Origin of the sequence: Pseudomonas sp. NPDC089554 (genome assembly GCF_050280645.1) — a bacterium.
Lineage (GTDB): Bacteria > Pseudomonadota > Gammaproteobacteria > Pseudomonadales > Pseudomonadaceae > Aquipseudomonas.
Window position 1 is genome coordinate 36402 of record NZ_JBNNVR010000015.1, and the last position, 11673, is coordinate 48074.

Genomic DNA, 11673 nt, shown 5'->3' on the forward strand with positions numbered 1-11673 from the left:
CCCCATTCCGTGAGACGACGAGGACGGCAGTTTCCATACTTGCGCATACAGGGCCTTCTTATGAAAAAGCTCGTCCCCGATCCGCCTCGCGTCGTCCATTCCTATTTCTGCGTCCACGCTGACCTCCTCCCGCCCGATGCCCTGGCCCACACCAGCGAACTGCTGCGCGGCCTGATCGAAACCCTCGAAGAACACCGCCGCCTGCACGCCGGCGAGCCCAGGCAGAACATGCTCGCCAACGTCACCCACGCCGCCGACATGGCCTGCGCTCTGGTCGAGCACGCGCTGGCACGGCTCAATATCGAACAGGAGCTACCGGCATGAGCGACGATGACCTCAAGGCCTGCACCACGGCAGGCGTGGAAACCTTCCTGGAGCTGTTCCGCGTACAACCCGGCATCCCCCTGGACCGCACGTTGGACGAACTCTCGATACTGTTGGGCTGCATCCGTCACCTGACCACCGAGGCCGAGATGGAAGGTGACCTGCAAGCAGGCAGTGCGGCGCGGGTGCTCAGCGCCATGGCCAAGGCGCTGATCAATGATCTGGAAATGGGGATGAACCGACAGCGGTGAGCCGCTGGCGCAAAAGCGCCTGGAGTGACCTGACTTCGCTCAGGCGACCAGGCGCTGTACGGTTCCGATGATTTCGTCGCCATGCTCCAGTTCGGCCTTGCGCAGCTCAAAGGCCGTTTGCAGGTTCAGCCAGAACTCGGCGGTGGTGCCCAAGCAGGCAGCAAGGCGCAGCGCCATGTCGGCAGAAACCCCGCCGCGCTCAAGCAGGATGTTGTTCACCGTGGGGGTAGAAACGCCGAGCGCACGGGCCAAGGCCGCAGCGCTAAAGCCCATTTCGCGCTGGAAGTCCTCACGCAGGATTTCGCCAGGATGTACGGGACGCATGCCGTTCTTGAACATGATGTACCTCAGTGATAGTCAACAATCTCAACGTTTTCCGGGCCTTCGTCGGTCCAGCTCGGTATATGCCCCATGATTAATAGCGGCTTAGTGTCGGCACGTCTTAAATCATAACGTTATTGTTTAAGCTCTGAGTGTATGGAATGCGTTTGCTGTTCAAATGAACACGGTTACCCAAGATGGAGCTACTGCATTGTATGGCCAGGGCTGCGCCCAGGTTCGCGGGCAAGCCCGCTCCTACAGATATTGCGCAATTCCTGTAGGAGGGGGCTTGCCCGCGAATAGGCCAGTTGCTGCACTGCGAAGACCAAAACAAAACGCCCGGTGTTTCATCACCGGGCGTTCGCACATTTCTCAGCGCAAGATCTTCGCCGGTTCATCCGGCGGCAAATTGCTTTGCCCCTGCGCCCGCCCAGGCTGCCCTGGCACCAAGCCGCCAAGCTGCTCGGCCAGCTGCTGCGCCACGTCCATGCCCAGCGCCTTCGACACCTCACGTACTACACGTGGGCGGTTGAGGGTTACACGCGCATCCTGGCTCTTCACCAGCTTGGTGTCCTGCGCCTCCCCAATGGCGGTGAACGCCGAGGTGATCTCGTAGGTGCGGGTGTTGATCAGGCTGAAGTCCGCCACCAAGGTCAGGCCCAGCACCGCCGAGTAGGTGTCGGTGTGGTCCAGGGCATTGATGTCGCGCTGGAAGTCGATGTCCGACACAGTGCCGAACAGCACGTAGTCGGCACCTTTGAACGCGCCGTTCTTGATGCGGCGGATCACGTCGTAGACATCCTCCTTCGAGTCGGCGGTGTACGCCGAACCCTGCACCAGCTGGAACATCCCGCCCTTGAGGATCTCCCCCTTGATATCGCCGCCGAACTTGCGCAGCTCGCCCTGCTCGATGTAGCTGGTGACGCTCTCGTACTCGTTGTAGCTCGCCTGGCCGCTGGCGCTGTAAGGGCTGGCCTGGTGGCTGCTCTGCGCGCTGACGATGTGGATGTATTCCTGCACCCGCTCCTGGTACGCCAGGTCGGTTACCGCCACCTTGGGGGCGGCCTGCACGCTGAAGGCGCAGGCCAGGCCCATCACTGCCATCCATGCTCGCATCGCTTAGCGCTCCGTGGTCTTGCGGATTTCTTTTTCGTCCATCCACTCGGCCAGGCCGCTTTCCACGTCCACCAGTTGCAGGCTGAACTTGTAGAACACGTCCTTGTAGTCGGCGCTGCGCTTGACGATGGAGCTGATCGAGCCTTCCAGGCGGTACTGTGCGGCGATCATGTTGCCGGTCTTGGCCACGGTGCTCTTCTTGTACAGGCCGCTCTGGTTCTGCAGTTTGAGCTGGTCGGTCTGGCTTTGCATGTCGGTGTTGTCGCTGGCGAAGCGCGCCACGCCGGTCTTCATCAGCTGGGTCTTGATCGAGGTGGTGATCTCGCGGGTGTCGATGTATTCGCTGGTCTTGTTCTTCACGTCGTAGACCTGCACCACCGGGCGGCCCTGCAGCACGCCGGACTGGGCCAGGGAGCGGGTCATGCTCTCGGCAATCATCTGCAGGTCGGTGGAGCCGAATTCGTTGGTCACCAGCTCCACGGCCTTGGCGTCGCCGTAGCTGATGTTCTTGCCGCCCAGCACGGGCGACGGGGTGCTGCAGCCGCTGACCAGGGCGATGGCGATGGCTGCGAGGGAGATGCGTGCAAACATGGGGGAAAACTCCGGAAACTGGGGTCAGCGGGTGTGGACTTCGAGGCGGAAGTCGGTGGCCTTTGGCGTCGGGGCGATGGCCGGCAGGGTGCTGGCTTGCTTGCCATACAGCGACAGGGCTTTCCAGCCTTCCTCATCGGCCACCGGGAAACCCTCGTTGCCCAGCCAGGCGAAGCGGTAGAACAGGGTCTGGTTGCTGCGGCTGGTGTTGTTCAGCGCCACCTTGACGGTGAGAAAACCGTTTTCGCGGGCCACGCGCATCTGGCCGACTTCGATGTCGTCCAGCTGGCCCATGGTCACCACCTTGCTGGCGGCGCTGCCGGGAGCCGGTGGGGGCGGGGTGGCGCAGCCGGCCAGCAGGGCGGCTGCGAACAGGGCGAGGCAGGTGTTACGCATGGTCGGGTCCTGAACAATTACTTGAGGGCGATGGCCTGGGGTTGCGGTTGTACCGGGGCGGGCAGTTCGACGGCCGGGCCGCCAGAGAACACTTGGCTGCCGACCACGCGCAGGCTGACGACCTGGTAGGGCCGGTCGATCTTCACGTTCACCTGGCGGCCACCCACGTTCAGGTGGTGTTCGCCCTGGGCCAGTCGCACGCGGGCTACTTGGGTTTCGTCCGGCAGGGTGCGCCAGGTGCGAGTGTCGGCGCCTTCGACCACGGCCGAGGCGATGCCCATGACCAGGCCGGCCATGGGGTTCACTTCGTTCATTTTCTTCTGCGCCACGCCACGGGTGATGGCGCGCACACTGGTGCGCAGGATGATGCCCGGCATGTCGTCGCGCAGGGCACGGCGCGACATGGCGCTGGTACTGTTGAGCGGGGTCAGGGCCAGGGCCTTGTCGTTGAGCTGCACTTCGCTGAAACGCACGGTGGAAGTGTCGTCCTTCATTACCGGGAACGACAGCGGGGTGATCACCAGGTTGCCGTCGATGGGTAGCGGCAGGGGAATGCGTACTGAATCACGGGCCGGGGCCAGGCCGCTTTGCACCACAATCAGCACGTCGCTTTCGCTGGGGGTGGCGGCGTTCTTGTCCAGGTCCAGCAGGGCTTGTTCCAGCAGCGGGGTGTTGGGGCGCAGCTCGGCGGCCATGCGATAGCCCGGCGCGGCCAGGCCTTTTTCGCCCAGGGCCTCGTAGACGAAGCCGGACAGATAATGGCTGAAGGCGCTCTGGTAGCTGTTCTTGAGGTTGACCACTTCAGGGGCGTCGAGGCTGGCCACCGGGTAGCCTTGCAGGTCCTTGAACTGGGTCTGGACGCCTTGTTTCTCGGCGTCTTCCTCGCGCTTGAGGTATTCCTTGTCACGCAATTCGGCGATCACAGCCTCACGCTCGTGGGTTTTCCTGATTTCGGTGCGGGCGCCGTCGAAGTCGTTGTTGGCCAGCAGGTTCAGGGCCATCTGCGTGGTCAGCATGACCTTTTCGTAGTCGTAGCCTTCGTAGCGGCGGACCTTGTCGTTGACCAGGTAGCTGCCGAACTGGCTGAGGTACTTCTCGGTGTCGAGCTTGACCGCCTCTTCCCACTGGAACACCACGCTGTCGGCCGCGCGCCAGGCGTCCTGGCTGCCCTTGAGGTCACCCTTGGAGCGCAGTAGCTCACCCTTTTCGAAGTAGTAGAGCAGGTCCTTGTCCTCGCCCTTGTTGTTGCTTTCCAGCAGGGTCAGCGCGGCGTCGACATTGCCAGCGGCCAGCTGCTGGTTGGTTTGCTGCAATTCGCTGTCGTAGCTGCGGAACGCGGCGCAGCCGGTGAGCTGCAAGGTGGCGAGCAGGGTTGCCAGCGGGAGGGCGCGGGGGAGCATGGGTGGTTTCTTCCCTGAGTGGGTGGCGCAAGAACGCGGGGATTATAACTAAAGTTGGTGGCGTAATAATGGCATTTTGACGTGATCGTGATGGCGCAGAATGTTTCGGTGAGAATTTGTGACTAAATTTTTCATGAAATCCGCCCGGCTACCTTGAGCGCCGGGAAGTGGAAGTGAACAATGTTCACTTTCGTATGTGCGCCGAGACTCCCCATGCCCCCCCGTTTCCGCTGGTTCGCCTGGCTGCTGGCCCTGTGCAGCACCCTGGCGCTGGCCGAGTCCCCCGTCGAGGTGGGCAAGGCACCGGTCATTACCCCCGACCCCGCCCGCGGCGCCTCGCTGTATGCGCAGAACTGCGCCATCTGCCATGGCGACACGGGGGCGGGTGACGGCCCCGCCGGGGTGGGCCTGGAGCCGGCGCCGAGCAACCTGCGCAACATTGCGCGCCTCGACCAGCTGAGCCTGTTCGACCTGTACAACTCCATCGGCCTGGGGGTCGAAGGCACCGAAATGCCGTCGTTCGCCGACCAGCTCGACGAGCGCCAGCGCTGGGACGTGGCAGCCTATGTCGCTAGCTTCACTGCCGACCCGCAGGCGGCCAAGGGCGAGCACACCTGGAGCCTCGCCGACCTGGCTCGGCAAACCCCCGCCCAAGTCGCTGTCAACGCGGGCCCCGAGGCGCTGGCCGCCTTCCGCGCCCAGCGTGCCCAGCCGCCGCAGGCCAAGCGCGGCACGGCGCAGTTGCTCGAATACACCTCCAGCACCCTGGACAAGAGCCTGGCCACCTACCGCGAGGGCGACCACGACCAGGCCTACGACCTGTCCGTGGCGGCCTACCTGGAAGGTTTCGAGTTGGTGGAAAGCTCGCTGGACAACATCGACGCCCAGTTGCGCAGGGACACCGAGAAGTCGCTGATGGCCTACCGCCAAGCGCTACAGGACGGCCTGCCCGCCGAGCAGGCGGCGCAACGCCTGGCCGAGGCCAAGGGCAAGCTCGATCAGGCCGCCTCGTTGCTGGACGGCGATGGTTTGAGCTGGACGCTGAGCTACCTCTCCGGGCTGCTGATCCTGCTGCGCGAAGGTTTGGAGGCGATCCTGGTGCTGGCGGCGATCCTGGCGTTCCTGCGCAACACCGGGCAGCAGTCGGCGGTGCGCAGCGTCAATATCGGCTGGGGCCTGGCATTGGTGGCGGGCTTCGCCACCTGGGCACTGGCGGCCTATGTGATCAATGTCGGCGGCGCCCAGCGCGAATTGCTCGAAGGCTGCACGGCGCTGTTCGCGGCGGTGATGGTGCTGTGGCTGGGCGTGTGGATGCACGACCGGCGCCACGCCACTGCCTGGCAGGGCTACATCAAGACCAGCCTGCTCAGCGGCGGCGGGCGTTTCGGCTTCGCCACGCTGGCGTTCTTCTCGGTGTACCGCGAATTGTTCGAGGTGATCCTGTTCTACGAAACTCTCTGGCTCCAGGCAGGCCCTGCCGGGCACCAGGCGGTGCTGGCAGGTGGCGCCACGGCGCTGGTGCTGCTGGTGGGCCTGGCCTGGGTGATCCTGCGGGGTTCGGCCAGGTTGCCGCTGGCGCTGTTCTTCAGCATCAACGCCGCGCTGCTGTGCGCGCTGTCGGTGGTGTTCGCCGGGCATGGCGTGAAGGCCCTGCAAGAGGCGGGTGTGCTGGGCACACGGCCGGTGGCGTTCTTCGAGTTCGACTGGCTGGGGATTCATGCCGATGCCTATTCGCTGGGTGCACAGGCGTTGGCCTTGCTGGCGATTGTGATGCTGTACGGGCGTTCGTGGCTGGCCGAGAAGCGGCGGGCGGCGGCGGGCTGATATCAGCGGTGGCTTGCCCGCGAAGAGGCCGCAGCCGACACTATGCAAATTCAGAATCACGGAAACAGCCAAAATGCGTGTATGGATCGATGCCGACGCCTGCCCCAAGGCGGCCAAGGACCTGATCGTCAAGTTCGCCCTCAAACGTAAGTTCGAGGTGGTGCTGGTGGCCGGCCAGTCGCAGATCAAGCCGGCGTTTGCCGTGGTGCGCCTGATCGTGGTGCCCAGCGGCCCGGACGCGGCCGACGACTACTTGGTCGAGCACGCCGTGCCTGGCGAGTTGGTGATCTGTAGCGACGTGCCCTTGGCCGATCGGCTGGTCAAGAAGGGCGTGGCCGCGCTCGACCCACGTGGCCGCGAGTTCGACGAGCGCAACATGGGCGAGCGCCTGGCGGTGCGCAACCTGTTCACCGAACTGCGCGAGCAGGGCCAAGTCGGCGGTGGCCAGGCGCCCTATGGCGAGCGCGAGAAACAAGCCTTCGCCAATGCCCTGGACCGCATTCTCAGCCGCCTTTCCAAGGCCTGACGCGGTTTGGCGATTGCCAATCGCCGAGGCACGCCGTAGCTTAACCTTTTGCAACATTTGCTCGAGTGAGGTGTGTGATGTCGATGGAAACCTGGTTGACCTTCTTTGCCGCGTGCTGGGTCATCAGCCTGTCGCCGGGGGCCGGGGCCATTGCTTCGATGTCCAGCGGGCTGCAGTACGGGTTCTGGCGTGGCTACTGGAACGCCCTGGGCCTGCAACTGGGGCTGATCGTGCAAATCGCCATCATCGCTGCGGGTGTCGGTGCCATCCTTGCCGCCTCGTCCACGGCCTTCCAGGTCATCAAGTGGTTTGGTGTGGCCTACCTCGTGTACCTGGCGTACCGTCAATGGCGCGCGCTGCCGATGGACATGAGCGACAACGCCGCCGTGCGCCCCATCGGCAAACCGCTGAGCCTGGTGTTCCGGGGCTTTTTGGTGAATGTCAGCAACCCCAAGGCGCTGGTGTTCATGCTGGCGGTGCTGCCGCAATTCATCGACCCGCACCAGCCGCTGCTGGCGCAGTACCTGGCGATCACCGCGACCATGATCGGCGTCGACATGCTGGTGATGGCCGGCTACACCGGGCTGGCCTCGCGGGTGTTGCGCATGCTGCGCACACCCCGGCAGCAGAAGCGCCTGAACCGCACCTTCGCCGGGCTGTTCCTCGGTGCGGCGGCCTTCCTCGCGACCTTGCGTCGCGCGCCGCTCTGAAATCCCGAGCGAGTCGTTGCGGCCTGGGCGCTGTCTATCCACAGGCAAGCCACCTGGCTAACCACCGAGGAGCAAACATGGAAGCGCCTATCCATCCGTTCGCAGAACTGTTCAAGCAACTGGGCCTGCCGGACGATGCCGTGAGCATCGACCAGTTCATCGCCTCCCACTCGCCGTTGAAGAACGAGATCAAGCTGGTCGATGCGCCGTTCTGGTCGGATGCCCAGCGCGCGTTTCTCAAGGAAAGCGTCAACCAGGACGCCGACTGGGCCGTGCCGTTCGACCAACTCAACGAGGCCTTGCGTCGCCCGAGAAAATAAAGCGCCGAGCGGCACCTGTTGGGTGATTTGACCGTTGCTATGCTCAGGAAAACAAAAAGGGGATAGCGCGATGAAAGATCCCTACGCACCAGGCTTCTGGTGCACCGTGACGATCCTGGGCACCCTGACTGCCGGTTACTTCTACGGTATCCGACACACCCACCAGATGAACCAGGCGGTGCAGTTCCTGTATGCCGCCGCTGCGGTCACCGCGGCGGTGGCGCTCTGCGGCCTGGCGTGGATCGCCTGGGAGCAGTTGCACCTGAACAAACGCGAAGTGGCCCAGGGCCGAACGTTGGTGACCATCTGGAATACCAAGGTTGCCTTGCGCCGGGTCGAGACGGTGTTCGATCGCTACTTCTGGGGCAGCTACTGGCACTCGGGGCGGACCTTCGAGGAAGTTATGGGCGAGCTCAAGGGCACGCCGCTGGAGCAATGCCTGGATGCGCTGAAGCTGCAATGCCGGGAGCTCGACCGCGAGGTGCATGACCATCACCACCACTGGTTGGCCAATGCCCGCGACCTGTCCAGCGTAGCCACCGCCATGGCCCGTGAGCGCTACCAGCTGGACCTGTGCGACCCGCAAGGGCGCGACGGCGGCAATACCGCCGTGCTCAATCGGGACCTGGAAGTGCTGGTGTACACCTGGTCCGCGCGGCTGCGCAGTTTCGACCATCAGCTGGACGAACTGGAGCGCGCCTACCACTGAGGGTGTTCACTCGCCGCGAATGTACTGCTCCAGCTGCTGGATCAGGTTGGCCTGTTCAGAGATGGTTTCCTTGACCAGGTCGCCGATCGACAGCAGGCCGAGCAGCTGCCCGTTTTCCACCACGGGCAGGTGGCGAAGGTGCTTGTCGGTCATTTCTTTCATGCAGTAGTCCAGATTCTCCTTCAGCCCGACGGTAACTACCGGCTCGCTCATGATCTCGCGTACCGGCGTCGCTGCCGACGAGCGGCCCTTGAGCACCAGCTTGCGGGCGTAGTCGCGTTCGCTGACGATGCCGACCACTTGGCCGTTTTCCACGACCGGCAGTGCACCGATGTTCTTTTCTGCCAGCAGCTTCAGCGCATCGAGTACCGAGTCATCCGGGCCGATGGTGTGGACAGTCTGGTGCAGGGCATTTTTGCATTTGAGCAGTTGTTCGACGTTCTTCATACAGGCCTCGGTAGGTGGCGAATCTTGTTTTGAAAGTAACTAAAGCATCCGCCACGGCGTCCCGCACGACAATTCAAGAAACGGCATAGTGGTTATTGAGAAACGTCATTTGCCCGAAGCGTCAAGCCTTCAGGTTCGGTGAGGTCTCTGTAGGAGCGGGCTTGCCCGCGAAAATGGCCACGTGGTGCATGGCACCGGCTCTGCCGGTGTTCGCGGGCTAGCCCGCTCCTACAGTTACTGCGCCGTTCTTGAGAGTGGTTAGAGCTTGGGCATCTGCCCAATCCGCGCAACCATCTCGCTGATGATCTGCAAATCCAGCATGAACTGCTCCACGGTCTTGAACTCGTTGTCGTTGTGCCCGCTGTACTTCACCCCCGGCATCGCCAGGCCGAACTGCACGCCGTTGGGCAGATCGTGCACCGAGGTGGCGCCGGCGGAGCTGTCGAACGCGTGGGGCAGGCCGAGGTTTTCGGTGGCCACGTCGAGCAGTGCCTTGACCCACTCACCTTCCGGATTGCGGTACATCGGTTCGTCCAGGGTGTAGTCGAGGGCGACCGAGGTGTGGCTGCTGCGTGCCCAGTTGCCGAGCTTTTCCGCCAGCTCGTCCTTGATCGTGGCGACCGGCTTGCCTTTCGGAATGCGCAGGTTAACTGCAAGCTTCAGTGTTTTCTGGTCGAGGTTCACGTAGGTCAGCGAGGCGGTCAGCGGCCCCATGAAGTCGTCCTTGAAACCGATGCCCAGCGTGTTGCCGAGGTAGTCCAGGCCCCAGTTGTCGGCGGCGTAGCGGGCGGCGTCGGTGATATGGTTGTGCTTGAGCGGCACCTGCTGGCCCAGGCCGTTGAGCAACACCAGCATGCGCGCCACCGGGTTGACCCCCGATTCGGGCTCGGAGGAGTGCGCCGAGACGCCGGTGACGGTCAGCAACACCTGTTTGCCGGACACTTTGGCATCGACCGTGAAGTTGCCGCCATTGGCCTTGGCGTATTCGGCGCCAGCCTTTTCCAGGCGCTTGGCCAGGTCTGCCGGGTTGTCGCCGACCAGGGTCGCCACCGAGGTGGTGGGGATCTGGTTGGTGGCAAGGCCGCCGGTCAGGTTCACCACTTCCGCGCCCTTGCCGGTGGCGGGGCGGCGGCTGAAGCTGGCCATCACGGTGCCGTAGCCTTTCTCGGCGATCACCACCGGGTAGCCGCCGTCCAGCGCCAGGTTGTAGGCCGGTGTGGGGTTGCGGGCGAAGTAGTAGGGAATGGCGTCGCCGGTGGTTTCCTCGGTGGTGTCGATCAGCAGCTTGAACTGGCGGGCCAGCGGCAGCTTCTCGTCCTTGGCCACTTTCATCGCGTACATCGCCACGACGATACCGTTCTTGTCGTCCTCGGTGCCGCGGCCGTACATGCGGTCGCCCACCAGGGTGACCTTGAATGGGTCGAGGCGCGTGCCGTCCTCGAGCTTCCAGTTGTCCGGGTTCACCGGCACTACGTCGGCATGGGCGTGGATGCCGACCACTTCCTTGCCTTCGCCTAGGGTGATTTCGTACACGCGGTTGTCGATGTTGCGGAACTGCAGGCCGAAGTCCTTGGCCAGGGTCTCGATCTTGGCGGCAACCTTGTGGAACTCGGGGTTGTCGTGCTGGGCCAGGCCGTCGACGCGGAAGGTGGGAATTTCCACCAGTTCGCGCAGGGTCTGGGTGGCGGCCTTGGCGTACTTGATGCGGGTGTACAGGCCCAGCAGGCGGTTGATTTCGTTCTGCTGCTCGGCGCTGAGCGGCTTGCCGGCCAGGTAGGCCTTGACGGTGGCGCCCAGCGCATAGGGCTTGGCCAGGTCGCTGCTGGCAAGTTTGTCGAGGAACTGCTTGAAGTCGGCGGGGTTGCTGCCGTCGTAGGCCTTGAGGATGGCGGCGGATTGTTCGGTGGAGAGGTTGGCTTGGGCGTGGCCGGTGACCAGCGCCAGGCTGGCGAGCATGAGGGTGGTGGCGGAGAGCTTCTTCAAAAGCATGCGCATTCCTTCGCAAGGTGTTGAAAGAGGGTGCCCGTTTGTAGGAAACGGGAAGGCGGCAACGCTAACACCATTCGGGCGGCTTGCGGGAGGGGCATTCAAATGAACAGGGCAGTGGATGGGCTGATCAAGCTCTGTACGAAAAGCCTTGATACTTGGTCATGCACGACTTTCTACACAGCCTGGAAAAACGAAGCCCGGTCAATGGACCGGGCTTTGGAGGGGAACACGCTTGGTAGGTCAAGTTGTCGGTTTCAGCCATAAGGGTTAGCTCACACGGCTGAGTTCGACCAGACGATCCGAGCCACCTTCGGCGACGCTGCGCTGATTCAGTACTTCGGCACCGCTGTCGGCAACACGGTTGTTGCGCTCTTGCAGACGTTCTGCACCGCCTTCGGCAACGCGGTTGTTACGTTCGATCAGACGGTCGGAACCACCTTCGGCAACGCGGTTGTTGCGCTCGATCAGACGGTCGGAACCACCTTCGGCAACGCGGTTGTTGCGCTCGATCAGACGATCCGAGCCACCTTCGGCAACGCGGTTGTTACGTTCGATCAGGCGATCCGAACCACCTTCGGCGACGCGGTTGTTGCGCTCGATCAGACGATCCGAACCACCTTCGGCGACGCGGTTGTTGCGCTCGATCAGGCGATCCGAGCCACCTTCGGCAACGCGGTTGTTACGTTCGATCAGGCGATCCGAACCACCTTCGGCGACGCGGTTGTTGCGCTCGATCAGACGATCCGAAC

At 63.3% G+C, this 11673-nt stretch carries 14 protein-coding genes and 1 pseudogene; 7 read left to right on the top strand and 8 right to left on the bottom strand.

The genetic code is table 11. The features are described 5' to 3' along the window. The first annotated feature begins 60 nt into the window (after nucleotides 1–60). Both ACQKPE_RS07155 and ACQKPE_RS07160 read left to right on the top strand, forming a co-directional pair. A complete protein-coding gene (locus tag ACQKPE_RS07155; protein ID WP_427664464.1) occupies nucleotides 61–324 on the top strand; it encodes a hypothetical protein in 264 nt (87 codons plus the stop codon). Further along, a complete protein-coding gene (locus ACQKPE_RS07160; RefSeq protein ID WP_427664466.1) occupies nucleotides 321–575 on the top strand; it encodes a DUF3077 domain-containing protein in 255 nt (84 codons plus the stop codon). Before ACQKPE_RS07155 ends, ACQKPE_RS07160 begins: the two co-directional genes overlap by 4 nt. 39 nt (nucleotides 576–614) lie before the next feature. On the opposite strand, the gene ACQKPE_RS07165 is transcribed toward ACQKPE_RS07160, so the two are convergent. The 5 genes from ACQKPE_RS07165 to ACQKPE_RS07185 all read right to left on the bottom strand — a co-directional run bounded on the left by ACQKPE_RS07165 (nucleotide 615) and on the right by ACQKPE_RS07185 (nucleotide 4399). Then, nucleotides 615–914 (bottom strand): HigA family addiction module antitoxin, encoded by a 300-nt coding sequence (locus tag ACQKPE_RS07165; RefSeq protein ID WP_427664468.1) that lies wholly within the window; start codon nucleotides 912–914, stop codon nucleotides 615–617. A 354-nt stretch (nucleotides 915–1268) separates the two neighbouring features. Continuing rightward, nucleotides 1269–2012 carry a penicillin-binding protein activator LpoB gene (locus ACQKPE_RS07170; RefSeq protein WP_427664469.1) on the bottom strand — a complete coding sequence of 248 codons (744 nt, stop codon included), beginning with the start codon at nucleotides 2010–2012 and terminating at the stop codon, nucleotides 1269–1271. Between the two features lie 3 nt (nucleotides 2013–2015). Then, nucleotides 2016–2603: a penicillin-binding protein activator LpoB gene (gene lpoB, locus ACQKPE_RS07175; protein WP_427664471.1), complete on the bottom strand. Its 588-nt coding sequence runs from the start codon at nucleotides 2601–2603 to the stop codon at nucleotides 2016–2018. Between the two features lie 24 nt (nucleotides 2604–2627). Continuing rightward, a complete protein-coding gene (locus tag ACQKPE_RS07180; protein WP_427664473.1) occupies nucleotides 2628–2999 on the bottom strand; it encodes a YcfL family protein in 372 nt (123 codons plus the stop codon). Nucleotides 3000–3016: 17 nt separating this feature from the next. Then, complete coding sequence (locus ACQKPE_RS07185) at nucleotides 3017–4399, bottom strand: COG3014 family protein (protein ID WP_427664474.1); 1383 nt, start codon at nucleotides 4397–4399, stop codon at nucleotides 3017–3019. A gap of 288 nt (nucleotides 4400–4687) precedes the next feature. On the opposite strand from ACQKPE_RS07185, the pseudogene ACQKPE_RS07190 reads away from it, so the two are divergent. From ACQKPE_RS07190 to ACQKPE_RS07210, 5 genes and pseudogenes are all read left to right on the top strand, one after another. Continuing rightward, nucleotides 4688–6223 (top strand): annotated as a pseudogene (locus tag ACQKPE_RS07190) (FTR1 family protein); the annotation flags it as partial. A 73-nt stretch (nucleotides 6224–6296) separates the two neighbouring features. Next, complete coding sequence (locus ACQKPE_RS07195; RefSeq protein ID WP_427664476.1) at nucleotides 6297–6749, top strand: YaiI/YqxD family protein; 453 nt, start codon at nucleotides 6297–6299, stop codon at nucleotides 6747–6749. 77 nt (nucleotides 6750–6826) lie between these two features. Then, nucleotides 6827–7459: a LysE family transporter gene (locus ACQKPE_RS07200; protein ID WP_427664477.1), complete on the top strand. Its 633-nt coding sequence runs from the start codon at nucleotides 6827–6829 to the stop codon at nucleotides 7457–7459. A gap of 77 nt (nucleotides 7460–7536) precedes the next feature. Continuing rightward, a complete protein-coding gene (locus ACQKPE_RS07205) occupies nucleotides 7537–7779 on the top strand; it encodes a DUF2789 domain-containing protein (RefSeq protein WP_427664478.1) in 243 nt (80 codons plus the stop codon). 70 nt (nucleotides 7780–7849) lie between these two features. Then, nucleotides 7850–8488 (top strand): NADH:ubiquinone oxidoreductase subunit N, encoded by a 639-nt coding sequence (locus ACQKPE_RS07210; protein WP_427664479.1) that lies wholly within the window; start codon nucleotides 7850–7852, stop codon nucleotides 8486–8488. A gap of 6 nt (nucleotides 8489–8494) precedes the next feature. Here the strand turns inward: ACQKPE_RS07210 and ACQKPE_RS07215 are convergent, their stop codons facing one another. The 3 genes from ACQKPE_RS07215 to ACQKPE_RS07225 form a co-directional block, all read right to left on the bottom strand. Then, nucleotides 8495–8935: a CBS domain-containing protein gene (locus ACQKPE_RS07215; protein WP_427664481.1), complete on the bottom strand. Its 441-nt coding sequence runs from the start codon at nucleotides 8933–8935 to the stop codon at nucleotides 8495–8497. Nucleotides 8936–9193: 258 nt separating this feature from the next. Beyond that, nucleotides 9194–10924: a dipeptidase gene (locus ACQKPE_RS07220; protein ID WP_427664483.1), complete on the bottom strand. Its 1731-nt coding sequence runs from the start codon at nucleotides 10922–10924 to the stop codon at nucleotides 9194–9196. A 267-nt stretch (nucleotides 10925–11191) separates the two neighbouring features. Then, nucleotides 11192–11662: a phage infection protein gene (locus tag ACQKPE_RS07225; protein ID WP_427664540.1), complete on the bottom strand. Its 471-nt coding sequence runs from the start codon at nucleotides 11660–11662 to the stop codon at nucleotides 11192–11194. Nucleotides 11663–11673: the final 11 nt, after the last annotated feature.

Coding starts and splice junctions, on each gene's coding strand:
- ACQKPE_RS07155 (WP_427664464.1), top strand. CDS start 61: ATGAAAAAGCTCGTCCCCGATCCGCCTCGCGTCGTCCATTCCTATTTC.
- ACQKPE_RS07160 (WP_427664466.1), top strand. CDS start 321: ATGAGCGACGATGACCTCAAGGCCTGCACCACGGCAGGCGTGGAAACC.
- ACQKPE_RS07165 (WP_427664468.1), bottom strand. CDS start 914: ATGTTCAAGAACGGCATGCGTCCCGTACATCCTGGCGAAATCCTGCGT.
- ACQKPE_RS07170 (WP_427664469.1), bottom strand. CDS start 2,012: ATGCGAGCATGGATGGCAGTGATGGGCCTGGCCTGCGCCTTCAGCGTG.
- lpoB (WP_427664471.1), bottom strand. CDS start 2,603: ATGTTTGCACGCATCTCCCTCGCAGCCATCGCCATCGCCCTGGTCAGC.
- ACQKPE_RS07180 (WP_427664473.1), bottom strand. CDS start 2,999: ATGCGTAACACCTGCCTCGCCCTGTTCGCAGCCGCCCTGCTGGCCGGC.
- ACQKPE_RS07185 (WP_427664474.1), bottom strand. CDS start 4,399: ATGCTCCCCCGCGCCCTCCCGCTGGCAACCCTGCTCGCCACCTTGCAG.
- ACQKPE_RS07195 (WP_427664476.1), top strand. CDS start 6,297: ATGCGTGTATGGATCGATGCCGACGCCTGCCCCAAGGCGGCCAAGGAC.
- ACQKPE_RS07200 (WP_427664477.1), top strand. CDS start 6,827: ATGTCGATGGAAACCTGGTTGACCTTCTTTGCCGCGTGCTGGGTCATC.
- ACQKPE_RS07205 (WP_427664478.1), top strand. CDS start 7,537: ATGGAAGCGCCTATCCATCCGTTCGCAGAACTGTTCAAGCAACTGGGC.
- ACQKPE_RS07210 (WP_427664479.1), top strand. CDS start 7,850: ATGAAAGATCCCTACGCACCAGGCTTCTGGTGCACCGTGACGATCCTG.
- ACQKPE_RS07215 (WP_427664481.1), bottom strand. CDS start 8,935: ATGAAGAACGTCGAACAACTGCTCAAATGCAAAAATGCCCTGCACCAG.
- ACQKPE_RS07220 (WP_427664483.1), bottom strand. CDS start 10,924: ATGCTTTTGAAGAAGCTCTCCGCCACCACCCTCATGCTCGCCAGCCTG.